This window comes from Rubrivivax gelatinosus IL144 (assembly GCF_000284255.1).
Classification (GTDB): domain Bacteria; phylum Pseudomonadota; class Gammaproteobacteria; order Burkholderiales; family Burkholderiaceae_C; genus Rubrivivax; species Rubrivivax gelatinosus_A.
The window spans coordinates 1,382,569-1,406,608 of sequence record NC_017075.1; the positions used below are offsets into that span (position 1 = coordinate 1,382,569).

The 24,040-nt window shown below is 72.3% G+C and carries 25 protein-coding genes and 1 pseudogene; 16 read left to right on the top strand and 10 right to left on the bottom strand.

Annotation, left to right across the window (positions count from 1 at the left end; all coding sequences use genetic code 11):
- Positions 1–11: 11 nt before the first annotated feature.
- On the bottom strand, positions 12–545 hold the full coding sequence (locus tag RGE_RS06605; protein ID WP_014427557.1) for a GNAT family N-acetyltransferase: 534 nt from the start codon (positions 543–545) through the stop codon (positions 12–14).
- A gap of 267 nt (positions 546–812) precedes the next feature.
- Here RGE_RS06605 and rpsP point away from each other — a divergent pair, with 267 nt between their 5' ends.
- From rpsP to RGE_RS06635, 6 genes are all read left to right on the top strand, one after another.
- Complete coding sequence (rpsP, locus tag RGE_RS06610; RefSeq protein ID WP_014427558.1) at positions 813–1,061, top strand: 30S ribosomal protein S16; 249 nt, start codon at positions 813–815, stop codon at positions 1,059–1,061.
- A 6-nt stretch (positions 1,062–1,067) separates the two neighbouring features.
- Positions 1,068–1,649 carry a ribosome maturation factor RimM gene (rimM, locus tag RGE_RS06615; RefSeq protein ID WP_014427559.1) on the top strand — a complete coding sequence of 194 codons (582 nt, stop codon included), beginning with the start codon at positions 1,068–1,070 and terminating at the stop codon, positions 1,647–1,649.
- Positions 1,650–1,660: 11 nt separating this feature from the next.
- Positions 1,661–2,407 (top strand): tRNA (guanosine(37)-N1)-methyltransferase TrmD, encoded by a 747-nt coding sequence (gene trmD / locus RGE_RS06620; protein ID WP_014427560.1) that lies wholly within the window; start codon positions 1,661–1,663, stop codon positions 2,405–2,407.
- 110 nt (positions 2,408–2,517) lie between these two features.
- Positions 2,518–2,871: a 50S ribosomal protein L19 gene (gene rplS / locus RGE_RS06625; protein ID WP_009856317.1), complete on the top strand. Its 354-nt coding sequence runs from the start codon at positions 2,518–2,520 to the stop codon at positions 2,869–2,871.
- A gap of 82 nt (positions 2,872–2,953) precedes the next feature.
- Positions 2,954–3,625: a CoA pyrophosphatase gene (locus RGE_RS06630; protein WP_014427561.1), complete on the top strand. Its 672-nt coding sequence runs from the start codon at positions 2,954–2,956 to the stop codon at positions 3,623–3,625.
- A 27-nt stretch (positions 3,626–3,652) separates the two neighbouring features.
- Complete coding sequence (locus RGE_RS06635; protein ID WP_014427562.1) at positions 3,653–4,642, top strand: CobD/CbiB family protein; 990 nt, start codon at positions 3,653–3,655, stop codon at positions 4,640–4,642.
- A gap of 10 nt (positions 4,643–4,652) precedes the next feature.
- Here RGE_RS06635 and rsgA read toward each other — a convergent pair whose 3' ends face one another.
- Both rsgA and RGE_RS06645 read right to left on the bottom strand, forming a co-directional pair.
- Positions 4,653–5,555, bottom strand: coding sequence for a ribosome small subunit-dependent GTPase A (gene rsgA, locus RGE_RS06640; RefSeq protein ID WP_014427563.1), 903 nt, complete (start codon positions 5,553–5,555; stop codon positions 4,653–4,655).
- Positions 5,552–6,826: a M48 family metallopeptidase gene (locus RGE_RS06645; RefSeq protein ID WP_014427564.1), complete on the bottom strand. Its 1,275-nt coding sequence runs from the start codon at positions 6,824–6,826 to the stop codon at positions 5,552–5,554. The genes rsgA and RGE_RS06645 overlap by 4 nt, the downstream gene beginning before the upstream one ends.
- A gap of 55 nt (positions 6,827–6,881) precedes the next feature.
- Between RGE_RS06645 and orn the strand changes: the two genes are divergently transcribed.
- The 3 genes and pseudogenes from orn to RGE_RS06660 all read left to right on the top strand — a co-directional run.
- The gene (gene orn / locus RGE_RS06650; RefSeq protein ID WP_014427565.1) at positions 6,882–7,442 is read left to right on the top strand and encodes an oligoribonuclease; all 561 of its coding nucleotides are present in this window, start codon (positions 6,882–6,884) and stop codon (positions 7,440–7,442) included.
- Positions 7,439–8,332 (top strand): AraC family transcriptional regulator, encoded by an 894-nt coding sequence (locus RGE_RS06655; protein ID WP_014427566.1) that lies wholly within the window; start codon positions 7,439–7,441, stop codon positions 8,330–8,332. Before orn ends, RGE_RS06655 begins: the two co-directional genes overlap by 4 nt.
- A pseudogene (locus RGE_RS06660) lies at positions 8,280–9,143 on the top strand (alpha/beta hydrolase family protein); the annotation flags it as partial. The gene RGE_RS06655 and the pseudogene RGE_RS06660, both read left to right, overlap by 53 nt.
- Before the next feature lie 48 nt (positions 9,144–9,191).
- Here RGE_RS06660 and RGE_RS23570 read toward each other — a convergent pair.
- Positions 9,192–9,941, bottom strand: a complete 750-nt coding sequence (locus RGE_RS23570; protein ID WP_232504993.1) for a DUF2087 domain-containing protein — start codon at positions 9,939–9,941, stop codon at positions 9,192–9,194.
- 412 nt (positions 9,942–10,353) lie between these two features.
- Here RGE_RS23570 and RGE_RS06665 point away from each other — a divergent pair, with 412 nt between their 5' ends.
- Entirely contained in the window at positions 10,354–11,925 is a 1,572-nt protein-coding gene (locus tag RGE_RS06665) for a DEAD/DEAH box helicase (protein WP_014427569.1), read from the top strand.
- Between the two features lie 67 nt (positions 11,926–11,992).
- On the opposite strand, the gene RGE_RS06670 is transcribed toward RGE_RS06665, so the two are convergent.
- From RGE_RS06670 to RGE_RS06680, 3 genes are read right to left on the bottom strand one after another with little or no spacing between them, the layout of a single operon-like run.
- A complete protein-coding gene (locus RGE_RS06670; protein WP_014427570.1) occupies positions 11,993–12,334 on the bottom strand; it encodes an FKBP-type peptidyl-prolyl cis-trans isomerase in 342 nt (113 codons plus the stop codon).
- Positions 12,331–13,224 carry a tRNA glutamyl-Q(34) synthetase GluQRS gene (gene gluQRS, locus RGE_RS06675; RefSeq protein ID WP_014427571.1) on the bottom strand — a complete coding sequence of 298 codons (894 nt, stop codon included), beginning with the start codon at positions 13,222–13,224 and terminating at the stop codon, positions 12,331–12,333. Before gluQRS ends, RGE_RS06670 begins: the two co-directional genes overlap by 4 nt.
- 4 nt (positions 13,225–13,228) lie before the next feature.
- The gene (locus tag RGE_RS06680; RefSeq protein WP_014427572.1) at positions 13,229–14,209 is read right to left on the bottom strand and encodes a LysR family transcriptional regulator; all 981 of its coding nucleotides are present in this window, start codon (positions 14,207–14,209) and stop codon (positions 13,229–13,231) included.
- A gap of 75 nt (positions 14,210–14,284) precedes the next feature.
- Between RGE_RS06680 and RGE_RS06685 the strand changes: the two genes are divergently transcribed.
- A complete protein-coding gene (locus RGE_RS06685) occupies positions 14,285–14,986 on the top strand; it encodes a pirin family protein (RefSeq protein ID WP_014427573.1) in 702 nt (233 codons plus the stop codon).
- Positions 14,987–15,034: 48 nt separating this feature from the next.
- Positions 15,035–15,763, top strand: coding sequence for a DUF599 domain-containing protein (locus tag RGE_RS06690; protein ID WP_014427574.1), 729 nt, complete (start codon positions 15,035–15,037; stop codon positions 15,761–15,763).
- Here RGE_RS06690 and argE read toward each other — a convergent pair.
- On the bottom strand, positions 15,729–16,910 hold the full coding sequence (gene argE, locus RGE_RS06695) for an acetylornithine deacetylase (RefSeq protein WP_014427575.1): 1,182 nt from the start codon (positions 16,908–16,910) through the stop codon (positions 15,729–15,731). The genes RGE_RS06690 and argE overlap by 35 nt on opposite strands.
- A gap of 56 nt (positions 16,911–16,966) precedes the next feature.
- Here argE and RGE_RS06700 point away from each other — a divergent pair, with 56 nt between their 5' ends.
- Positions 16,967–17,902: a serine/threonine dehydratase gene (locus RGE_RS06700; protein ID WP_014427576.1), complete on the top strand. Its 936-nt coding sequence runs from the start codon at positions 16,967–16,969 to the stop codon at positions 17,900–17,902.
- On the opposite strand, the gene RGE_RS06705 is transcribed toward RGE_RS06700, so the two are convergent.
- Positions 17,903–18,853 (bottom strand): alpha/beta fold hydrolase, encoded by a 951-nt coding sequence (locus RGE_RS06705; RefSeq protein ID WP_014427577.1) that lies wholly within the window; start codon positions 18,851–18,853, stop codon positions 17,903–17,905.
- A gap of 98 nt (positions 18,854–18,951) precedes the next feature.
- On the opposite strand from RGE_RS06705, the gene dnaE reads away from it, so the two are divergent.
- The 3 genes from dnaE (at position 18,952) to RGE_RS24260 (ending at position 23,503) form a co-directional block, all read left to right on the top strand.
- Positions 18,952–22,461, top strand: a complete 3,510-nt coding sequence (gene dnaE / locus RGE_RS06710) for a DNA polymerase III subunit alpha (RefSeq protein WP_014427578.1) — start codon at positions 18,952–18,954, stop codon at positions 22,459–22,461.
- Between the two features lie 85 nt (positions 22,462–22,546).
- A complete protein-coding gene (locus RGE_RS06715) occupies positions 22,547–23,053 on the top strand; it encodes a hypothetical protein (RefSeq protein ID WP_043783869.1) in 507 nt (168 codons plus the stop codon).
- A 117-nt stretch (positions 23,054–23,170) separates the two neighbouring features.
- A complete protein-coding gene (locus RGE_RS24260; protein ID WP_043783871.1) occupies positions 23,171–23,503 on the top strand; it encodes a hypothetical protein in 333 nt (110 codons plus the stop codon).
- Between the two features lie 45 nt (positions 23,504–23,548).
- On the opposite strand, the gene RGE_RS06725 is transcribed toward RGE_RS24260, so the two are convergent.
- On the bottom strand, positions 23,549–23,866 hold the full coding sequence (locus tag RGE_RS06725; protein WP_014427581.1) for a ComEA family DNA-binding protein: 318 nt from the start codon (positions 23,864–23,866) through the stop codon (positions 23,549–23,551).
- Positions 23,867–24,040 lie beyond the last annotated feature (174 nt).

The window sequence follows — 24,040 nt, forward strand, 5'->3', positions numbered from 1 at the left end:
TCCTTCGCGCCTCACTCGGGCGCGCTGTCCTCGCCGGGGCCCAGCGTGCGCTGCATCAGCGGCACGTCGAGCCAGCGGCCGTGTTTCCAGCCGGCGGCGCGCAGGATGCCGGCCGGCTCGAAGCCCAGCGCCTGGTGCAGGCCGATCGAGCCGACGTTTTCCGAGTCGCCGATGACGGCGATCATCTGGCGCGCGCCGGCGGCCTCGCAGCGTGCGATCAGCTCGGCCAGCAGCAGCCGGCCCAGGCCGCGGCCGGTGGCCTCGCGGTGGACGTAGATCGAGTCCTCGACGCAGAAGCGGTAGGCCGGGCGCGGGCGGAAGTGGTTGGCGTAGGCGTAGCCGACGACGCGGCCGCCTTCCTCCGCGACCAGCCAGGGCAGGCCCTTGGCGGTGACGTCGGCGCGGCGGCGCGCCATCTCGGCCTCGGCCGGCGCCTCGGTCTCGAAGGTGCCGGTGCCGTGCTGCACGTGGTGGGCGTAGATGGCGGTGATCGCGCCGACGTCGGCGTCGGTGCTGGGGCGGATGACGATCGGTCCGGTGCTCATGCGGGATGAAGACGGTGCGGAAGGCTGCGGCGCGTGGCGTGAACGGTGCCCGGAAGTCGGCCCGCGCCGCGGCTTGTCGCTTCCGGTCGAGTCGAGTTTATAATGCGCGGTTCCCGGCGCCGGCTTTGGGCAGTGTCATGCGAGCGAACAGCAGGCATGAGACTGACGGCGCGTATCTACGGGGCCCGAAGACGTACTCTTTGATTGCCCGCAGCTGGACGTGTCCTCAGCGGTGCGGCGGTCGCCTCACACATCAGGAATTCCGACATGGTCGTGATCCGTCTGGCTCGTGGCGGCGCGAAGAAGCGCCCGTTCTACAACATCGTCGTCGCCGACTCGCGCGAGCGTCGCGACGGCCGCTTCATCGAGCGCGTGGGTTTCTACAACCCGATGGCCTCGGGCGCCGAAGAAAGTCTGCGCGTCGCGCTCGACCGCGTGACCTACTGGGCCGGCGTCGGCGCGCAACTGTCGCCGACCGTTGCCCGTCTGGTCGTCCAGGCCAAGAAGGCGGTCTAAAGCCGCATGACCGTGTCCACCTCGACGTCACCGCTGACGGCGCCCGACGCGCCGACCCGGCCGGCCGACGCCATCGAGGTGGGCCGCGTCCTCGGCGCCTGGGGCGTCAAGGGCGGGATCAAGGTCAAACCTTTCTCGTCCGACCCGCAGGCGCTGTTCTCTTCCAAGCGCTGGTTCCTGGAGCCGTCCGAGGCCAAGCCCGGGCATCAGGTGCCGACGCTGCTGCGCGTGGCCTCCGCGCGCGAGCAGGGCGACGCCGTCGTCGCCACCATCCACGATCTGACCGACCGGGACATCGCCCAGGCGCTGGCCGGCGCGCGCATCTTCGTCGCGCGTTCGAGCTTCCCGACGCCCGACGAGGACGAGTTCTACTGGGTCGATCTGATCGGCCTGGACGCGCGCAACCGCGCCGACGTCGTGCTCGGCCGCATCGTCGGCCTGGTCGAGACCGGCCCGCACTGCGTGCTGCGCGTCCAGCCGGCCGACGAGCAGGCCGACGAGATCCTGATCCCCTTCGTCGCCGCCTACGTCGACCGCGTCGACCTCGCCGGCCGCAGCGTCCACGTCGACTGGGAAGCCGACTACTGACGGCGAAGCCGATGCGCTTCGACGTCGTCACGCTGTTCCCCGAACTCTTCGCCCCGCACCTGGCGGTGGGCATCACGCGGCGTGCGTTCACGTCCGGCCTCGTCGACGTGCGGCTGTGGCAGCTGCGCGACTTCGCCGACGACGCCTATCGCCGCATCGACGACCGCCCTTACGGCGGCGGCCCGGGCATGGTGATGCTGGTCGAGCCGCTGCTGCGTGCGCTCGACGCGGTGCGCGCCGAACGCGGCGAGGTGCCTGTCGTGCATTTCACGCCCACCGGTCGCCGCCTGGACCAGGCCGTCGTGCAGGAGTTCGCCGCCGGCCCCGGCGCGGTGCTGCTGTGCGGGCGCTACGAAGGCATCGACCAGCGCTTCATCGACCGCCGCGTGACGCACGAGATCAGCCTCGGCGACTTCGTGCTCTCCGGCGGCGAGCTGCCGGCGCTGACGCTGCTCGACGCCGTCGCGCGGCTGCAGGAGGGTGTGATCCCGGCGCCTTCGCACGAGCAGGACAGCTTCGGCGACGGTCTGCTCGAAGGGCCGTCGTACAGCCGCCCCGAGCGCCTGGCGCTCGACGGCGACGAACTCGCGGTGCCGGCAGTGCTGCTGTCGGGCCACCACGGCGAGATCGCGCGCTGGCGGCGCGAGCGTTCGCTGGAGCGCACGGCGCAGCGGCGGCCCGACCTGATCGCCGCCGCGCGTGCCGCCGGGCGTCTTTCACGCGCCGACGAGCGTTTCCTCGCCTCCCTCGGGCTATAATCGAGGGCTTTTCGATCCTCTGCCGGGTAACCGGCGGGCCGGCCATGTGGCCAAGGCTTGCCGACATTCCGATCCACAACCCCCGCGCACGATCGTCATCGGAGAAAACCTTGAACCTCATCGAGACCCTCGAGCAGGAAGAGATCGCCCGCCTGGGCAAGACGATCCCGGCCTTCGCCCCCGGCGACACCGTCATCGTCAACGTCAACGTCGTCGAAGGCACCCGCAAGCGCGTGCAGGCCTACGAAGGCGTCGTCATCGCCAAGCGCAACCGCGGCATCAACAGCAGCTTCATCGTCCGCAAGATCTCCAGCGGCGAAGGCGTGGAACGTACGTTCCAGCTGTACAGCCCGCTGATCGCCTCGATCGAAGTCAAGCGCCGCGGCGACGTGCGCCGCGCCAAGCTGTACTACCTGCGCGAGCGCAGCGGCAAGAGCGCCCGCATCAAGGAAAAGCTGGCGTGATCGCCGGTCGTTCCGGCCCAGCCGGACGGCCTGCCTGCCATGGGGCGCCGCATTGCGGCGCCTTTTTCGTTTCTGCGCCCCGATGACGCCGACGCGCATCCTGCACCCGCAATCGATCCCGGTCGCCGGCGTCGACGCGCACCTGCCGCCGGTGCCACTCGAGCGCCTGACGCCAGCCGCGCTGCGCCGGCGTTTCGCCGCGCCCGGCGACTGGACGCCCGAGCTCGCCGGCGACGGCCGCCCGACGATGGACCGCCCATCGGCCGCCGCCGCGGTGCTGGTGCCGATCGTCGACCGCGGCGACGCCGCGACGGTGCTGCTGACGCGCCGCACCGAGCATCTGCGCGACCACGCCGGCCAGATCAGCTTCCCCGGCGGCCGCGTCGAGCCCGAGGACGCCGACGCCGCGGCCACCGCGCTGCGCGAAGCCGAGGAAGAGGTCGGCCTGGCGCGCGCCCGCATCGAGGTCATCGGCCAGCTGCCGACCTACACGACGGTGACGCACTTCGTCGTCACGCCGGTGGTCGCGATCGTCACGCCGCCGTTCGAGCTGACGCTCGACGCCTTCGAGGTCGCGGCCGCGTTCGAGGTGCCGCTGGCCTTTCTGATGGACCCGGCGAACCACCGCCGCCACGTCTTCGAAGCCGCCGGCGCGAGCCGCCAGTTCCTGTCGATGCCCTGGGGCGAACACTTCATCTGGGGCGCCACGGCGGCGATGCTGCGCAATCTCTACGGCTTCCTCGCCGAGACCTGAGTCAACGCCCCTTATCATCGCCAGCCGATGAGTTTCTTCGCTGTCCTGTTCGCGCTGCTGATCGAGCAGCTCAAGCCCTTGCCGCGGGACAACGGGATCCACCACGCGCTGGTGGGCTGGGTCCGCTGGGCCAGCCGCAACTTCGACGCCGGCAAGCCCCACCACACGGTCGTCGTCTGGTGCGTCGCCGTGCTGGGCCCGTCGATCGCGGTGGCTGCCGCCTACCTGGCGATCGCCCACTTCAGCCTGCTGCTGGCGCTGGCCTTCGACGTCGTGCTGCTGTACCTCACGCTGGGCTTTCGGCAGTTCAGCCACTACTTCACCGACATCCGCGACGCGCTGGACCGCGGCGACGAGAACCTCGCCCGCCAGCGCCTGGCCGAGTGGCGCCACCTCGACGCCAGCGAGCTGCCGCGCACCGAGGTGCTGCGCCACGTGCTCGAGCACGCCTTGCTGGCCGCGCACCGCCACGTCTTCGGCGTCTTCTTCTGGTTCGTCGTCTTCTCGGCGCTGGGCCTGGGCCCGACCGGCGCGGTGCTCTACCGCATGGCCGAGTTCGCGTCGCGTTTCTGGGCCTTCCGCCACCGCACGATGGACGTGCCGACCAGCGAAGGCCTGATGACGCTGTCGCGGCGCTGGTTCGAGTTCATCGACCACGTGCCGGCGCGGCTGACGGCCTTCGGCTTCGCCGTCGTCGGCAACTTCGAAGAAGCGGTCGGCGGCTGGCGGCGCGACGCCGCGCTCTGGCTGTACCCCAACGAAGGCATCATCCTCGCCGCCGCGGCCGGTGCCGTCGGCGTGCAGCTGGGCGGCAGCGCCGCGCCGGGCGTCACGCCCGACCGCTCCAAGACCTTCGCCGCCGGTGCCGAGCCGGGCACCGTCGCCGCCGAAGGCTCGACGCCGGGCGCGCCGCCGCAGATCGGCCACCTGCAGAGCGTCGTCGGCCTGGTCTGGCGCTCGGTCGTGCTGTGGATGCTGCTGCTGGCGCTGCTGACGCTGGCCAACGTGATCGGGTGATCGTCGCGCGCTACCAGCGCTTGGCCGACAGCTCGTCGAACAGCTCTTCGTAGATCCGGTAGCGCGACGGCGCGATCTCGCCGCGCGCCAGCGCCGCGCGCACGCCGCAGCCGGGTTCGTGGCGGTGGCTGCAGTTGTGGAAACGGCACTCGCCCAGCGCCGCGGCGAAGTCCGGCATCAGCGTCGCCAGTTCGGTCGGCGCGATCTGGCGCAGGCCGAACTCCTGGAAGCCCGGCGAGTCGATCAGCGCGCCGCGGCGCGCTTCGTCCAGCCAGTACCAGCTCGTCGTCGTCGTCGTGTGGCGGCCGGCCTTCAGCGCCTGCGAGATCTCGCCGACCTGGGCCGCGGCCTGCGGCACCAGCAGGTTGATCAGCGTGCTCTTGCCCATGCCGCTGGGGCCCAGCACCAGCGTCGTGCGACCGTCCAGGCGCGGCGCCAGGGCTGCGCGCGAGGCTTCGGGCGCGGCTTTCAGCGCCAGCTCGACGACCTCGACGCCCATGCGGCGGTAGGGCTCGAGCCGGGCGCGTGCGTCGGCGGCGGCCGGCAGGTCGGTCTTGTTCAGCCCGATCCAGCACGGGATGCCGGCCTGGCCGGCCGCGATCAGCGCACGCGTCAGCTGCGACTCGCTGAACATCGGCTCGCCGGCGACCAGCACCAGTACCGCGTCCAGGTTGGCGGCGAAGGACTTGGTGCGCCACTCGTCCTGGCGGAACAGCAGGTTGCGCCGCGCCTCCAGGTGCTCGACGACGCCTTCGTCGCCGGCCGGCAGCCAGCGCACGCGGTCGCCGACGACGAGCTCGCTCTTCTTGCCGCGCGGATGGCACAGCACGCGTTCGCCGTCGGGGGTTTCGACGACGACGTGGCGGCCGTGCGCCGCCACCACCAGCCCCAGGTCCAGCGCCTCGAAGCTCAAGATGCGACCGGCTCGGGCAGGGCCGCCAGGCGTTCGCCGGCCGGCGGGTGCGAGTAGTAGAAGCGCGCGTACAGCGGGTCCGGCGTCAGCGTCGACGCGTTGTCCTCGTGCAGCTTCAGCAGCGCGCTGGCGAGCGCCCGGCCGTCGGCCTGCTCGCAGGCGTAGGCGTCGGCCTCGAACTCGTGCTTGCGCGACAGCGCCGCGCCCAGCGGCGAGACGAAGAAGGTGAAGGGCGGCAGCGCGAGCATGAACAGCAGCAGCGCCAGCGCGTCGCTCGGCGCGCCCAGGTTGGGGCGCACGCCCAGGCCCAGGTAGAAGGCCGGCAGCGAGGCCAGCCAGCCCAGCAGCGCCAGCCCAACCAGGCTCAGGCCGAAGATGCCGACCATGCGTTTGACGACGTGGCGGCGCTTGAAGTGGCCCAGCTCGTGCGCCAGCACCGCCTCGACCTCGGCCGGCGCCAGGCGCGACAGCAAGGTGTCGAAGAAGACGACGCGCTTGGACGCGCCCAGCCCGGTGAAATAGGCGTTGGCGTGCGCCGAACGCCGGCTGCCGTCCATCACGAACAGCCCCTTGGCGGCGAAGCCGCAGCGCTGCATCAGCGCCTGCACGCGGTGCTTCAGCGCCTCGTCGGCCAGCGGCTCGAACTTGTTGAACAGCGGCGCGATCACCGTCGGGTACAGCACCAGCAGCGTCAGGTTGAAGCCGACCCAGGCGACCCAGGCCCACAGCCACCACAGCCCGCCGGTGGCGCCCATGATCCACAGGATCAGCGCCGCCAGCGGCAGGCCGATCAGCGCGCCGACCGCCAGGCCCTTGGCCTGGTCGGCCAGCCACAGCCCGGTCGTCATGCGGTTGAAGCCGAAACGCTGCTCGATGCGGAAGGTCGACCACCACTCGAAGGGCGCGTCGAGCAGCGCGCCGATCAGCACGAAGGCGGCCAGCAGCGCCAGCTGATAGGCCATAGCCCCCCAGGCGACGCCGACGCTGCCGAGCAGCGCGCCATTGAGCCCGTCCAGCCCGCCCAGCAGCGTCCAGCCCAGCAGCACGGCGCTGGAGAACGCGGTACTCAGCAGGCCGAAGCGGCCCTTGGCCAGCGTGTAGTCGGCGGCCTTGCGGTGGGCTTCAGGGGTGACGGTGCCGACGAAGGGCGTGGGCACCGCGTCGCGGTGGCGCGCGACGTGGCGCGCCTGGCGTGTCGCGAGCCAGAACTTCAGGCCCAGCGAGGCCAGCAGCGCGGCCGCGAACGCGACCGTGACGACGAGAGAATGCATGGGGCGCGAGTTTAGGCTTCGGCGAGAATCGCCGTTTCCCCCGAAGAACCCGACCATGAGCGACACCGTGCTGGCCCCGAGCGATCAGAACCTGATCTGGATCGACCTCGAGATGACGGGCCTGTATCCCGCCACCGACCGCATCATCGAGATTGCCGTCGTCGTCACCGATCCGCAGCTCACGGTGCGCGTCGAAGGCCCGGTGTTCGCGGTGCACCAGAGCGACGCCACGCTCGACGCGATGGACGCCTGGAACAAGGGCACGCACGGCCGCAGCGGCCTGATCGACCGCGTCAAGGCCTCGACCGTCGACGAAGCCCAGGCCGAGGCGCAGACGATCGAGTTCCTGCAGCGCTACGTGCCGCGCGGCAAGAGCCCGATGTGCGGCAACACGATCTGCCAGGACCGGCGTTTCCTGGCGAACTACATGCCCAAGCTGGAAGCCTTCTTCCACTACCGCAACCTCGACGTCAGCACGCTGAAGGAGCTGGCGCGGCGCTGGAAGCCCGAGGTGCTCGACGGCTTCAAGAAGGCCCAGGCGCACACGGCGCTGGCCGACATCCACGAGTCGATCGACGAGCTGCTGCACTACCGCCAGCACTTGCTCGCCGTGTGAACGTCCCGCGCGCGGATTTCGAGCGCCGCATGCACCGCGTGCTGGCGCACGTGGACGCGCATCTGGCCGGCACGCTGGACCTGGCGACGCTGGCCGCGGTGGCGAACTTCTCGCCGTTCCACTTCCACCGCCTGTTCGCCGCCTGGACCGGCGAGACGCTGGCCGACTACGTGCGCCGGCGGCGTGTCGAGACCGCCGCGGTGCAGCTGCTGGCCCAGCCGCGGCTGTCGGTGCTGAACGCGGCGCTGGGCGTCGGCTTCGGCTCGGCCGAAGCCTTCACACGCGCCTTCCGCGCGCGCTTCGGCGCCGCGCCCACGGTCTGGCGCGCGGCCGAGCGCAAGCACGATCAGGTCGATCGCAAGATCGGTCAGGCCGCGGCGGCGGGGCCGGCCGACGATGGCGGCACGATGAACAAGCCGCCGCCCGCCGATGTCCGACTGCTCGACCTGCCCCCCGTGCGCATCGTCTACCTGCGCCACCGTGGCGCCTACGGCGCGCCGCTGCAGCGCTTCTGGGCGCGCAGCGTCGCCCCCTGGCTCGTGCTGCACGGCCGCGAGGGCCGCATCACCTACGGCATCAGCCACGACGACCCCGGCGTCACCCGCGCCGCGGCCTGCCGCTACGACGCCGGCGTGGCGCTGGCCGATGGCGAGACGCCAGGGCGCGACGAACTCGTCGCCCGCTTGCCTGGCGGGCGCTACGCCGGGCTGCGCTTCGACGGCCCGATCGAGCGCATCGGCGACGGCTGGACGCAGCTGCTGCGCGACTGGCTGCCCGGCACCGGGCTGCAGCTCGACGCCCGGCCATGTTTCGAGCGCTACCCGCCCGACGGCGGCTATGACGCCGGCCGGCTGCGCTGCGAGATCTGCGTCCCGGTGGCGCCGCTGTAGCGCCGCGCTGGCGCTCGTGCTGGCCACTGTCGGGGCGGCCGCGGCGCCGGTCGGCCTGGCCGCCGTGCGCTGGCAGGACCCGGCGCGCGCCGCCTGGGGCGTCGACGGCCCGCGCCCGGTGGCCGCGCTGCTCTGGTACCCGGCGGCCGACGGCGCCGCCGAGCAGGACTGGCAGGTTCCGCCCTTCGAGCCGCTGCCTGTGGCCGTCGGCGCCGCGCCGGCGCCGGGGCGCCGGCCGCTGGTGCTGCTGTCGCACGGCACCGGCGGCTCGGCCGCCAGCCTGGGCTGGCTGGCGCGCGAGCTGGCCGCCGCGGGTTACCTGGTCGCGGCGCTGAACCACCACGGCAACACCGCGGCCGAGCCCGAGGCGCGGCTGGAAGGTTTCGTCGCCTGGTGGGAGCGGCCGCTGGACCTGCGAGTGGCCATCGACCGGCTGCTGGCCGACCCCGATTGGGGGCCGCGCATCGACGCCGGCCGCATCGGCGTCGCGGGTTTTTCGCTGGGTGGGCTGACGGCGCTGGCGAGCGCCGGCGCGCAGCCGCGCTGGGCGGCCTGGAGCGCGGCCTGCGCCGCCGCGCCCGCGACCCCAGGCTGCGCGCTGCCGCCCGAAGCGGTGGCTCGCTGGACCTGGGCCGACGTCGACGCGCTGCGGCGCAGCGAAGGCTTCGCGCCGTCGCTCGCCCGTGCCGACGCCGAGCTGCACGACGCCCGCGTGCGCGCGGTTTTCGCCATCGCCCCGGCGATGGCGGCCGCGCTCGCGCACGCGCCGCTGGCAGTGCCGGTCGAGATCGTCGTCGGCGAGGCCGACGATCAGGTCGACCTCGCCGATCTGCGCGCCTGGGATCAGGTGCCGAGCGTCTCAGTCGAGCGGCTGCCCGGCGTCACCCACTACGCGTTCCTGATGGGCTGCGGCCTGCGCGGGCGCCTGTTCGCCGCCGCGATCTGCCGCGACCCGCCGGGAGTGGACCGCGCCCGCTTGCACGCCGACACCGCGGCGCGGGCGCGTCGCTTCTTCGACCGCGAGCTCGCGCCGCGATGACGGTCGCGTCGAGGGCCGCGGCCGGCTGGCGCGCCAGGCGGCCACCAGCGCCTGCGCCTCGGCGTCGGGGCGCGCCGGCAGCTTCCAGTACTCGCTGCAGTCGCTCTTGCGCGCCAGCAGGCGGTGGTTGACGAGTTCGCGGCGCAGCGTGACGTGGTCGCCGAAGGCGTTGGCCGCCATCAGGATCGTGTTGACCTCGCGCTCGGTGTAGCGGCGGCGGCCGTCGAACAGCGTCCACAGCACCCACATCGCCAGGCGCTGCACGCTGAACTTGTGCGGCCAGCGCACGAGGCGGCCGCGGCTGTCGAACTGCATCAGCGCCTTGCGCGCGTTGGCTGTCAGCGGCAGCACCGGGCGGTCTTCGGCGGCCAATGGCGCCAGGGGCAGCGGCCGCTCGGTGGCGGCGCGCAAGGACTGCACGTTGCGGTGGCCGGCGGCGCGCGCGATCAGGTTCAGCAGTTCGACGTGGCCGGGCGGTTCGGCCGCCGGGCGGGTCTTCAAGGCCTGGCCGAGCGAACGGGCGAAGGCGGACAGGTCGGGTGCCACGAGGGGCAGGGCTTCACGGGACATCAAGGCTCCTCGCGAGCGTGGCGCCATCCCCGAGGACGGGGTGCCGGGGGTCGCCGACTTGCCGGGCGGGCGCAGCTCGCGTGATGAAGCTGTCCTCGTCAGACGGTGATAAGAGGCAGGTTTAGCTCGCGGTAGAGGCCGCGCGGCGACGCCTGGGTGATCTGCCGACCACCGCGCAGTGTAGCGCCGTCCCGCGGAAGCCGGAAATCCTCTACAATGCGGGCTCACGGCGTCCGTTTGTGACGCCGTTCGTTCATCCCCTCTGACCTTTCGTCGAGCCGCGCCCTGCGGCCGCATCTCTCGGGTCGGCGGCGATGCCGTCGCCCCCTTGTTGGATGCGACTTCACCCCTGGATGGTGAACCCCCTGGCCGCTGGCCCGGGGCGGCCGTCCTGTCTCTCGAAAGACGACGAATGAGTTTCGATACCCTGGGCTTGCCCGAAGCCCTGGCCCGTGCCGTGGCCGACGCCGGTTACACCGCTCCGACCGAAGTGCAGTCGCGCGCCATCCCGCCGGCGCTGGCCGGCGCCGACCTGATGGTCTCCAGCAGCACCGGCAGCGGCAAGACCGCCAGCTTCGTGCTGCCCGCGCTGACGCGCATCCTCGCCACCCGCGGCGACGGCAAGCGGCGCGAGAAGGGCGTCATCAGCGGCCCGCGCATCCTGGTGCTGGCGCCGACGCGCGAGCTGGCGATGCAGGTCGCCAAGGCCACCAACGACTACGGCCGCCACGTGCAGGGCCTGCGCGTGGCCACCGTCGTCGGCGGCGTGCCCTACGGCGCGCAGCTGAAGGCGCTGCGCGGCCCGCTGGACGTGCTGATCGCCACCCCCGGCCGGCTGATGGACCACATGGCCAGCGGCCAGGCGGTGCTGGCCAACGTCGAGATGCTGGTGCTCGACGAAGCCGACCGCATGCTCGACATGGGCTTCATCGACGACATCCACCACATCGCCAGCGCGACGCCCGCCGCGCGCCAGACGGTGATGTACAGCGCCACCTTCGCCGGCCACGTCGGCCGCCTGGCCGAGGACCTGCTGCGCGAGCCGCAGCGCATCGAGATCGCCTCGCACACCGACGTGCACGCCGACATCGAGCAGCGCCTGCACTGGGCCGACAACTTCGCGCACAAGAACGCGCTGCTGGACCACATCCTGACCGAGCGCAGCGTCGAGCAGGCGGTGGTCTTCACCAGCACCCAGCGCGACGCCGACTGGCTGGCCGACCGCCTGGCCGAGATGGGCCACCACGTCGCCTCGCTGCATGGCGGCCACCCGCAGGGCCGGCGCAACCGCGTGCTGCAGGGCCTGCGTTCGCGCGACCTGAAGATTCTCGTCGCCACCGACGTCGCCGCGCGCGGCATCGACGTGCCGACGATCAGCCACGTCATCAACTTCGGGCTGCCGATGAAGGCCGAGGACTACGTGCACCGCATCGGCCGCACCGGTCGCGCCGGCCGCTCGGGCCTGGCGGTGACGCTGGCCGAACGTGGCGACGCCGGCATGATCCACCGCATCCAGCGCTTCACGACGCAGCGCATCCCGGCGGCGACGATCGAGGGCCTGGAGCCCAAGATGCCCGAGCCGATGCGCGAGGCGCGTCCGCCGCGCGCCGGTTTCGGCGGCCGCCCGCAAGGCGGCAAGCCGTTCCACGGCGGTGGCAAGCCTTTCGGCGGCAAGCCGTTCGCCGGCAAGTCCTTCGGTGGCGGCGCTCCGGCGCGTGAGCGCGACGGCGAACGTTCCTTCGCCCCGCGCGCCCCGCACGACGAGCGCTTCGCCCCGGCGCGCCCGCCGCGTGGCCCGTTCGACGGCCCGGCGCGTTCGTTCGGTGACCGCGCCGAGCGCGGCGCGGCGCCCGGCAAGCCTTTCGGCCACGGCGCCGGCAAGCCGTTCGGCAAGCCCTTCGCCAAGCCCGAAGGCAAGTTCGGCGGCAAGCCGGCCGGCAAGTTCGGCCCCAAGCCCGGCCCGCGCCGTCCGCGCGAAGCCTGAGCGTCCTGCTCCCATGAAAAAGGGCCGGCATCCGCCGGCCCTTTTTTGTTGGGCGTGCGCCGAAGGCTCAAACGCCCAGCAGCTCGACCTCGAACACGAGGGTCGCGTTCGGCGGGATCACGCCGCCGGCGCCGCGCGCGCCGTAGCCCATCTCGGGCGGGATCGTCAGCACGCGCGTGCCGCCGACCTTCATGCCGGCCACGCCTTCGTCCCAGCCGCGGATCACGTGGCCGCGGCCCAGCGCGAAGGAGAAGGGCTCGCCGCGGTCCTTGCTGGAGTCGAACTTGCGGCCGCGGCCGTCGGCGGCCGCCGGGTCGTGCAGCCAGCCGGTGTAGTGCACCTTGACGTGCTGGCCGGCGCTGGCTTCGGCGCCGGTGCCGGCGACGGTGTCCTCGATCTTCAGGCTCATGGTCTCTTCCTCAGTCGTTCGTCGAAGGCCGCGATGATGCCAGCCCAGGCGGGCACCGCGGCGGCCAGCCAGTCGTGCACGTCCTCGGCGGCCAGCGGCGGCAGGCCGAGCACGGCGCCGGCGGCGCGCAGCGCGGCCAGCGGGTCGGCCAGGTCCAGCGCCTGGGCGCCGTTCTGCTTGGACAGCTTGTGGCCGTCGTCGCCCAGCACCAGCGGCGTGTGCAGATAACGCGGCCGCGGCAGGCCCAGCGCGTGCTGCAGCAGGATCTGGCGCGGCGTGTTGTCGGCCAGGTCCTCGCCGCGCACGACGTCGGTGATGCCTTGCGCGGCGTCGTCGACGACGACCGCGAGCTGGTAGGCCCAGAGGCCGTCGGCGCGTTTGAGCACGAAGTCGCCGACCTCGGCGCCGACGTCCTGCACCGCTTCACCCAGGCGTCGGTCGACCCAGCGCACGCGGCCGTCGGCGCGCAGCCGCCAGGCGCGGGCCGGCCGGCCGTGCAGGCCGCCGCGGCAGGTGCCGGGGTAGACGCGCTCGGCAAAACGTTCGTGCACGACGCCGCGCGCGGCCAGCGCCTTGTCGATGTCGCGCCGCGTGCAGGCGCAGGGGTAGGCGCGGCCGGCGGCGACCAGCTGCTGCAGCGCGTCGGCATAGGCCGGGCCGCGCTCGGACTGGCGCCAGGGCGGCTCGTCGGCCACCAGGCCGCAGGCGGCGAGCTGCTGCAGGATCAGCCGCTCGGCGCCGGGCACGCAGCGCGGCGTGTCGACGTCCTCGATGCGCAGCAGCCAGACACCGCCGTGGGCACGCGCATCCAGCCAGCTGGCGAGCGCGGCGACCAGCGAGCCCGCGTGCAGCGGGCCCGTCGGCGACGGGGCGAATCGGCCGCGGTACACGGCCTCAGTCCAGAGGACCGGCGTGGCGTTCCAGGAGCGCGCGGCGCGTCGTCGGGCTTTCCAGCTGGCCCAGCCACCACTGCAGCGCGCGGCCCAGGCCGAGCGCGCCGCGTTCGGCGCGCCAGGCGTAGTGCAGGCGCGCGGTGTGGCCGCCGCGCTGGGTCTGGCGCGCAACGAGGTGGCCGGCTTCGAGGTGGGCGCGGGCCATCGGCTCGGGCACGAAGCCGCAGCCCAGGCCACGCAGCAGCGCGTCGAGCTTGGTGCGCATCGTCGACACCGTCAGCACGTCCTGGCCGGGCAGCAGGTTGACGGTGACCGGCGCCATGCGCTGCGCGGTGTCGGCCACCGCGACGGCACGCTGATGCACGAGTTCGGCGTCGCTCAGCGGCTCCTCGCCGCGTGCCAGCGGGTGGTGCGGCGCGACGACGAAGACGAACTCCACCTCGCCCAGCGGCCGGATCTCGATGCCGCCCGGGTTGGCGTGGTCGCCGGCGATGCCGATCGCCAGGTCGACCTGGCCCGAGACCAGCGCCTCCCAGGTGCCGGCCAGCACGTCGTGGCGCAGCCGCAGCCGCGTCGCCGGGCCGCCGCGCGTGTTCTCGGGGCAGCCGTCGCGCACCTCGCAGAAGGCCTGCACGAGCTCGAACACCGTCGTCATCGACAGGATGTCCTCGACGCTGATCGCCAGCGTCGTCTCCCAGCCGCTGGCGACGCGGCGCACGCGGTTGGCGACGGCGTCGATCTCCTGCAGCAGCCGGCGGCCTTCGTGCAGCAGCTCGGTGCCGGCGGCGGTGAGCTGCGCCTGGCGCGAGCTGCGGTCGAACAGCAGCACGTCCAGCGAGTCCTCCAACTGGCGCACGCTGTAGGTCAGTGCCGACGGCACCTTGCCCAGCTCGCGCGCCGCGGCGGCGAAGCTGCCGGTGCGCGCGATCGTGTCCATCATCTGCAGCGCCTCGGGGGTCAGCGCCTGACGTCGTTCTGCCATGGCTTCATCTTATTTGAACGGGACCTTCAAGCGCTGCCGCCCCGCCCCCGGGAGCCGGTGCCTACAGTGCATCCCATGATCACGCACCGCAAATCCTCCGACCGCGGCCACGCGGACCACGGCTGGCTCAAAAGCTGGCACAGCTTCTCCTTCGCCGACTACTACGACCCGGCGCACATGGGCGTGGGCAACCTGCGCGTCATCAACGACGACCGGGTGGCCCCGGGCACCGGCTTCGGCACCCACGGCCATCGCGACATGGAGATCGTCAGCTACGTGCTCGAAGGCGAGCTGGCGCACCGCGACAGCCTGGGCAGCGAAGGCGGCGTCATCCGCCCCGGCGAGGTGCAGCGCATGAGCGCCGGCACCGGCGTGCGCCACAGCGAATACAACCACGCCGAGAGCACGACGCACTTCCTGCAGATCTGGCTGCTGCCTCGCGCCACCGGCATCACCCCGGGCTACGAGCACAAACGCTTCGACGACGCCGACAAACGCGGCCGGCTGCGCCTGGTGGCCTCGGAAGACGGTCGCGAGGGCTCGGTGACGGTGCATGCCGACGCGGCGATCCGCGCCGGGCTGTTCGACGGCGACGAACGTGCCGAGCTCGAGCTCGACGCGAAGCGCCTGACCTACGTGCACCTGGCGCGCGGCACGCTGCGCGCCAACGGCGTCGTGCTGGCCGCCGGCGACGCGCTGACGCTGGACGGCGAGACACGCCTGGTGCTCGACGCCGGCAGCGGCGCCGAAGTCCTGGTCTTCGACCTGGCGCGCTGATCGGGTGCCGCGGCGTTCGTCGCCGCGGCCCGGTACAGTCGGCCGCCGATGGATGTCCTGAGCAAGCTGCTGCGCGAGATGCCGCCCGCCGACTGGGCGGCGCTCGCCTTCTACTTCGTCGGCTGGGTCGGCTACGCCGTGTTCGCGCGCCGCCGTGCGCGCCGCCGGCCCTCGGTGCTGGGCGCGACGAACCGCGAACGCGCGCGCTGGATGACGCAGATGGCGCGGCGCGACAACCGCATCGTCGACGCCGGCGTCGTGCAGGCGCTGAGTTCCAGCCCCTCGTTCTTCGCCTCGACGACGATCCTGATCATCGGCGGCCTGTTCGCCGTGCTGTCCAGCGCCGAGCGCGTCAGCGACCTGGTGCACGAGATCCCGTTCGCGACCCACAGCACGGTGCTGATCTTCGACCTGAAGATCCTGCTGCTGCTGGGCACCTTCATCTATGCCTTCTTCCGCTGCACCTGGAGCCTGCGCCAGTACGGCTTCGGCGCGATCCTGGTCGGCGCCGCGCCGCTGCCCGACCAGTTCGCCGACGACGGCGAGCGAGAGGCCTACGCGCTGCGCGCCGGCCGCGTGATGGGGCTGGCCGCCGAATCGTTCAACGACGGTCTGCGCGCCTACTACATGAGCTTCGCCGCCTGCGCCTGGTTCCTGTCGCCGTGGGCGCTGATCGTCGGCATGGTCGCGGTCGTGACCATCCTGTTCCGGCGCGAGTTCAAGTCCGAGGTGCTGGCCGAGCTCAACAAGCCGCCGATGGGGCACCCGACGAACTGAGGCCGTCGAGGAAGGCCTCGCAGCGCGCCAGCTGCTCCAGCGTCACGTACTCGTCGGCCTGGTGCGCCTGGGCGATCGAGCCCGGGCCGCAGACCACGGTCGAGATCCCGGCGCGCTGGAAGAGGCCGGCTTCGGTGCCGAAGGCGACCAGCGTCGTGCGCTCGTGGCCGGCCAGGCGGCGCGCCAGCCGCACCGCGGGTTCGTCGGCGGCTGCGCTGAAGGCCGGGATGGCGCAGATCGGCTCGAAGGCGAAGCCGGTCGCCGGGGCGATGGCCTGCATCGCCGGCTCCAGCGCCGCGGCCGCGGCGCGCACCCGGGCCTGCATCGCCGCGGCGTCCTGGCCGGGCAGCTCGCGGAACTCGTAATGGAAGCGGCAGTCCTCGGCGACGATGTTGTCGGCGATGCCGCCGGCGATCAGGCCGACCGAGGCCGTGGCGTGCGGCACGTCGAAACCGTCGTGGAACGGGCCTTCGCGCCGCCAGGTCTCGCCGAGATCGGCGACCGCGGCGACGACGCGCGCCGCGGCTTCCACCGCGTTGACCGCCTTCGGCGCCAGCGACGAATGCGCGGCGCGGCCTTTCACGCAGCAGCGCCAGCGGTGCACGCCTTTGTGCGCCAGCGCCGGCACCATCTCGGTCGGCTCGCCGACGATGCAGGCGGCCGGCGCGATGCCGGCTTCACGCAGGTCGGCGATCAGGTGGCGCACGCCGAAACAGCCGACCTCCTCGTCGTAGCTGAAGGCGTAGTGCAGCGGCTGCGGCAGGTCGGCTTCGAGCCAGGCCCGGGTGCGCGCGACGACGAGGCCGATGAAGCTCTTCATGTCGGCGCTGCCGCGGCCCCAGAGGCGGCCGTCGTGCACGCGGGCCGACAGCGGTTCGTCGTGCCAGTCCTGGCCGTCCCAGGGCACGGTGTCGGTGTGGCCTGACAGCACGATGCCGCCCGGGCGCGGCGCGCCGATCGTCGCGAACAGATTGGCCTTGCGGCCGGTTTCGTCGTGCGTCAGGCGGATCGGCACGCCCAGCGTGCGCAGATGGTCGGCGAGGGTCTCGATCAGCGCCAGGTTGGAGCGCTCGCTGACGGTGTCCAGGCGCACCAGGCGCCTGGCCCAGGTCAGGCCTTCTTCGGAGGGAACGGCATGGGAGGGCATCGGGCCACTTTACCCGCGCGCCGGCGCCGGGCGCCCGGCATGGCTAGCATGAGCTCATGCAGATTCCGACCCGAGACGAGATCGCCGCCGCTGCGGCCCGCATCGCACCGGACGTGCGTCGCACGCCGCTGTGGCGCCTGCCCGGCGCCGCGCTGGGCCTGGACTGCGCCGAGGTCTGGCTGAAGCTCGAGCAGCTGCAGCTGTCGGGCAGCTTCAAGGCGCGCGGCATGTTCAACCGGCTGCGCTCGCTGCCGGTGCCCGAGGCCGGCGCGATCGTCGCGTCGGGCGGAAACGCCGGCATCGCGGTGGCCGCCGCGGCGCGTGCGCTGGGCGTGCCCTGCGAGGTCTTCGTGCCGGAGGTGAGCAGCGCCGCCAAGCGCGCCGCGCTGGCGGCGCTGGGCGCCCGTGTCGTCGTGCACGGCGCGGCCTACGCCGACGCCTACGCTGCCAGCGTCGAGCGCCAGCGCGAGACCGGCGCGCTGGCGATGCACGCCTACGACCAGCCCGAGGTCGTCGCCGGTGCCGGCACGCTGGCCGCGGAGATCGAAGCCGAGGCCGGCGTGCCCGACCGGCTGCTGGTCTCGGTCGGCGGCGGCGGGCTGGTGGCCGGCATCGCCGCCTGGTTCGAGGGCCGCACGCGCATCGAGGCGCTGGAGCCGGCGCGTGCGCCGACACTGCACGCGGCGCTGGCCGCCGGCGAGCCGGTCGACGTCGAGGTCGGCGGCGTCGCCGCCGATTCGCTGGGCGCGCGCCGCCTCGGCACGATCGCCTGGCAGGTCGCGTTGCGCCATCCGCTGGTGTCGACGCTGCTCGACGACGAGGCCATCCGCGCCGCCCAGCTTCGCCTGTGGCGCGAGCTGCGGCTGGCGGTCGAGCCGGCGGCGGCGCTGCCGCTGGCGGCACTCTGGTCGGGCGCGTTGAAGCCGGCCGCGCACGAGCGCGTCGCGGTCGTCGTCTGCGGCGCCAACCTCGACCCGGCGACGCTCGCCTGATCAGCCGAGGCCCAGGAACTCCAGCACCGGCGCCACGGTCTGCGCCGGGTCTTCCTCGTGCGGCACGTGGCCGAGCGCGGGGAAGACGACCAGTCGGCCGCCCGGGATGCGCCGGGCGAAATCCTCGCCGGCCGACGGCGGGATGATGGTGTCGCGCCCGCCCCAGAGGATCAGCGTCGGCAGGCGCAGCGTCGAGATGCGCGCGGCGTCCTCGCCGGAGCGCGCGATCTTCAGCCGCTCGACCAGCGCGCGGCGGTTGCCTTCGCGCAGCGTCAGCTCGAAGTAGCGGTCGACGAGCTCCGGCGTCACGCGCGACGGATCGCCGTAGGCGCTGGCCAGGCCCTGGGTCACCGCGGTGCGCGGCAGCACCCATTCGAAGACCCGGCCCAGGCCGGGCACCCGCGCGAACTGCCAGGCCAGCGGCATGGCCTTGGACTTGAACACCGTGCCGCTGGCGTCGACGAGGATCAGGCGCTCGATGCGCTGCGGCGCCATCGCCGCCAGCCGCCACGCGACCTCGCCGCCCAGCGAGTTGCCGCCGACGGCGAAACGCTGCACGCCCAGCTGGTCCATCAGTTCGAGCACGAAACGCGCGTAGGCCTCGCCGTCGTAGCGCTGGCCGGCGTAGCGCCCGGCCCAGGGGCCGGTGAGGCCGAAACCCGGCAGGTCCAGCGTGATGACGCGGCGCCGGGGCGCGATCGCATGCACCCAGCCTTCCCAGGTGTGCAGGCTCGAGGAGGTGCCGTGCAGCAGCACCAGCGGCGCGTCGCCGTGGCGCGGTCCCTGGTCGCGCAGGTGCACGAGCTGGCCGCCGAGCTCGACGAAGTCCGAGGGCGGCGGCGCCCAGTTGGCGACCAGCGACTCGACGCTGCGGTCGGGGGCACGCGACATCGCCAGCAGCGCCGCGGTCGCCATCAGCAGCAGGCCGAGCAGACGGAGCAGCAGGCGCATGGAGAGCGGGGCGGGGACGCGGAAGCCGGGGTGCGCGGCATTGTAGGCAGCGCCCGGCGGCCGCCCGGCCGCGCCGACCCCCTCCCTACAATCCCCGGATGCCCTTCGTTCACCTGCGGACGCACACCGAGTATTCCGTCGTCGACGGCACCTTGCGCATCGACGACGCGGCCGACGCCGCCAAGGCCGACGGCCAGCCGGCGCTGGCCATCACCGACCTGTCCAACCTCTTCGGCGCGATCAAGTTCTACAAGGCCTGCCGCGGCGCGGGCGTCAAGCCCGTCGTCGGCGTCGACGTCTGGATGGACCCGCTGCCCGACGCCGCCGAGCGCCAGCCGACGCGCCTGGCGCTGCTGGTGCAGGACCGCGGCGGCTACCTGAACCTCTGCGAGCTGCTGGCGCGCGCCTGGACGCAGAACGTGCAGCGCAACCAGGCCTGGCTGAAGTGGGAATGGCTGCGCGAGCTCTCGGGCGGGCTGATCGCGATGTCCGGTGCCGACATGGGCGCCGTCGGCCAGGCGCTGCTGGCCGGCGACGAGGAGCGTGCCGCTGCCGCCGCGCGCGAGCTGGCCGACATCTTTCCGGGCCGCTTCTATCTGGAGCTGCAGCGTGCCGGTTTGCCGACCAACGAGGCCCAGGTGCGGGCCGCGGTGCCGCTGGCCGCGCGTCTGGGGCTGCCGGTCGTCGCCACGCACCCGATCCAGTTCCTCGGCCCCGACGACTTCGAGGCCCACGAGGCGCGGGTCTGCATCGCCGAAGGCGAGACGCTGGCCAACCCCAAGCGCATCAAGCGCTTCACGCGCGAGCAGCACTTCAAGACCGCCGAGCAGATGCAGGCCTTGTTCGCCGACGTGCCCAGCGCGATCGCGAACACGGTGGAGATCGCGCGCCGCTGCAGCCTGACGCTGGTGCTGGGCAAGCCGCGCCTGCCCGACTTCCCGACCCCCGACGGCTCGCCGATCGAGGTCTATTTCCGCAAGGCCTCGCACGAAGGGCTGGAGAAGCGCCTGGCGGCGCTGTTCCCGAAGGAGGAAGAGCGCGACAAGCGCCGCCCCGAGTACGTCGAGCGCCTGGAGTTCGAGCTCGACACCATCTTGAAGATGGGTTTCCCGGGCTACTTCCTCATCGTCTCGGACTTCATCGTCTGGGCCAAGGCCAACGGCTGCCCGGTGGGCCCGGGCCGCGGCTCGGGCGCGGGCTCGCTGGTCGCCTACGCGCTGTTCATCACCGACCTCGACCCGCTGCAGTACAAGCTGCTGTTCGAGCGCTTCCTGAACCCGGAGCGCGTGTCGATGCCCGACTTCGACATCGACTTCTGCCAGGGCAACCGCGACCGTGTGATCCGGTACGTGAAGGAGAAGTACGGCCGCGACGCGGTGGGCCAGATCGCGACCTTCGGCACGATGGCCGCCAAGGCCGCGCTGCGCGACGTCGGCCGCGTGCTGGGCATGGGCTACGGCCACGTCGACAGCATCGCCAAGCTGATCCCGGCGCCGCCGGGCAAGACGGTGACGCTGGCCAAGGTGCCCGAGAAACCCGACCCCGGCATCATCTACGCGCGCCAGGAAGAACCCGAGATCGACCGCCGCGAGGCCGCCGAGGAGGAAGTGGCCGAGCTGCTGTCGCTGGCCACGCGTGTCGAAGGCATGGTGCGCAACATCGGCATGCACGCCGGCGGCGTGCTGATCGCGCCGGGCAAGATCACCGACTTCTGTCCGCTGTACCAGCAGCCCGGCAGCGACAGCGCGGTCAGCCAGTACGACAAGGACGACGTCGAGGCCATCGGCCTGGTGAAGTTCGACTTTCTGGGGCTGGCGACGCTGACGATCCTGGAGCTGGCGCGCCAGTACATCGTCGCGCGGCGGCCGAACATGAAGGACTTCAGCTACGAGACGCTGCCGCTGGACGACCAGCGTGTCTACAAGCTCTTCTCCGACGGCCTGACCGAGGCGGTGTTCCAGTTCGAATCGCGCGGCATGCAGGGCATGCTGCGCGAGGCCAAGCCCAGCCGGCTGGAAGACCTGATCGCGCTGAACGCGCTGTACCGCCCGGGCCCGATGGACCTGATCCCGACCTTCGTCGCGCGCAAGCACGGCAAGGAGACGGTCGAGTACCCGCACCCGCTGCTGGAGACCGTGCTCGGCGAGACCTACGGCGTCATGGTCTACCAGGAGCAGGTGATGCAGACGGCGCAGGTGCTGGGCGGCTATTCGCTCGGCGGCGCCGACTTGCTGCGCCGCGCGATGGGCAAGAAGAAGGCCGAGGAGATGGCCAAGCACCGCGCGATCTTCCGCGAGGGTGCGGCCAAGAAGGACATCCCCGAAGCGAAGGCCGACGAGGTCTTCGACTTGATGGAGAAGTTCGCCGGCTACGGCTTCAACAAGTCGCACGCGGCCGCGTACTCGCTGCTGGCCTATCACACGGCCTGGATCAAGGTGCACTGCACGGCCGAGTTCTTCGCGGCCAACATGACGATCGAAGCCGACAACACCGACAAGCTGAAGGTGCTGCTGGCCGACGCCAAGCTGTTCGGCATCCGCTTCGATCCGCCCGACGTCAACACCGGCACGCTGCGTTTCGAGCCGATCGAGGACAAGCGCATCCGCTACGGCCTGGGTGCCGTCAAGGGCACCGGCGCGGGTGCGATCGAGGCCATCGTCGCGGCGCGCGAAGGCCGCTCGGGCGACGGCGGCGGCCCGTTCCGCAGCCTGTTCGACTTCTGCGCGCGGGTCGACCGCCAGCGTGTCAACAAGCGTGTCGTCGAGGCGCTGATCAAGGCCGGTGCCTTCGACTCGCTGCACGCCGACCGCGCCGCGACGCTGGCCAGCGTCGGCCTGGCTTTCGAGTGGGCCGACACGCAGGCCGCCAACAAGGACCAGGGCGGGCTGTTCGACTTCGGCGACGCGCACGGATCGAGCACGCAGGAGCCGGCGCTGGTCGCCGTGGAGCCGTGGTCGGTGCGCGAGCGGCTGATGCAGGAGAAGATCGCCATCGGCTTCTACCTGTCGGGCCATCTGTTCGACGCCTGCCGCGACGAGGTGCGCAAGTTCGTTCGCCGCGACATCGTCGAGCTGGTCGACTCGCGCGAGCCGCAGTCGGTGGCCGGCATCGTCTCCGAGCTGCGTGTCATCAACGGCCAGCGCGGGCGTGTCGCGATCTTCAAGCTCGACGACGGCAGCGAGGCCATCGAGGCCGTGGCCAACGAGGAACTGCTGGACGCCAGCCGCGAGCTGTTGCGCGAAGACGAACTGGTCATCGTCGTCGGCAAGCTGCAGCCCGACCGCTTCTCCGGCGGCCTGCGCCTGAATGCGCAGCAGGTCTGGGACCTGGCGACGGCGCGTGCGCGTTTCGGCCGCTACCTGTCGGTGGAGGTCAACGGTGGCCTGCCGCCGGTAGCCGACGTGCTGAAGCTGTGGCCGGCGCGCCGCGTCGAGACCGAGGAGGGCGAGACCCAGCAAGGCCTGGCGGTGCGGCTCAAGCTCAAACGTGCGACGGCCGTCGGCGAGCTCGACCTCGGCAGCGACGCACGCTTCTGGCCCTGCGACGAGGCGCTGGCGCGCTGGAAAACGATCGCCGAGCAGGGGCGCGCATCCATCGTCTACGAGTGAAAGCGTTTGTTTCGCGCGGCCTTGTCTGACATCCGGTGCGTGGCGGGCGGCGTTGAACTCCCGTGATCCACTTTCTGGAGACCCGATGAGAAAGACGATCGCGAGCGCATGCTTGAGCGTGCTGGCGCTGGCCGGCGGTGCCGCCCAGGCCACCAATGTCGGCGTGTCGGTCGAGATCAGCCAGCCCGGCGTCTACGGCCGCGTGGACATCGGCCGCTTCCCGCAGCCGGCGGTCATCGTGCCGCAGCCGGTGATCATCGGCCGGCCGGTCGTCGTCGCGCCCGAGCCGGTCTACATGTGGGTGCCTCCGGGCCACCGCAAGCACTGGGGCCGCTACTGCGGCCAGTACCACGCCTGCGGCGTGCCGGTGTACTTCGTCGACCACCGCTGGTACGGCCGGCACGTGATGCCGGCACGCGAAGTGCGATACGAGCGCCGCGAAGACCGGCGCGACGATCGCTGGGATCGTCGTGACGACCGTCGGGACGATCGACGGGATGATTGGCGCGACGACCGCCGTGGCCCGCCCGGGCCGCGTGACGACCACCGCGGCCCGCCGGGGCATCACGACGACCCCCGCGGCCCGCGCTGAGCCGCGCAGCGCCGGCGCCGAGTCGGACGTGTCGCACGCGGCGGCGCGGCCTGCACCGATCGGCGCCGCCGCCCTCACGGCGCAGGATCCTCGCATCGCAAGCACCGAGGATCCACGATGAAGAACCTCCATCGGAACCGTTGCATGCCGGCCTGGCTGGCGCTGGTCGGCGCGCTGGCCGCCGGCAGCGTGATGGCCGCGGAACCCGCGGCCGCGCCGCCGGCGCAGGGCACCGTCGTCGCACTCGACGGCCACGAACGGCGCGAGGATCGCCGCGAAGACCGCCGGGAAGACAGACGCGAAGACCGCCGCGAAGATCGCCGTGAAGACCGCCGCGACGACCTCGTCAGCGACGCGCGCGAGGAACGGCGCGAAGACCGCCGGGAAGACCGGCGCCAGGACCGCCGCGAAGATCGACGCGAAGAACGCCGGGACGAACGTCGCGACTGAGGCCACTAGCTTGCGGCGCGCCGCGCCGCAAACGCCGGCCGGCCTTCACTTCGCCGCTTTCGCCGCCTTGGCGGGCTTGGCCTCGCCGCCGGCCCAGGCGGCGCCGGCCACCGTCAGCCCGGCCTGCGAGAAGCGCGCGGCGTTGCCGGCGCCGATGCCGGGCACACGGTCGACCATGTCGGCCCAGCTCTTGAACGCGCCGGCCTTGCGCGCTTCGAGGATCTTGGCCGACAGCCCGGGGCCGATGCCTTTGACGGTCTCCAGCTCGGCCTGGCTGGCTTGGTTGGCGTCGACCGCGGCGTGGGCGTTGAAGGCGAAGGCCGCGAACAGCAGCGCGGCGACGGGACGCAGGAATCGCTTCATGGAGGGCTCCCTCGGCACCAGGTGCCGTCGTGGCCCGCCGGCCCCATGCCGACGGTGCACGGGGCGCATTCTTCGCAGCCGCAGGACGCCCGGCATCCCTCCGCCGGGCGCCACCGAGCGGTGCACCGCGCCGGGCGAGTGCTTGAGCCGTGGCAGACCACCGGTGGAGGGGCC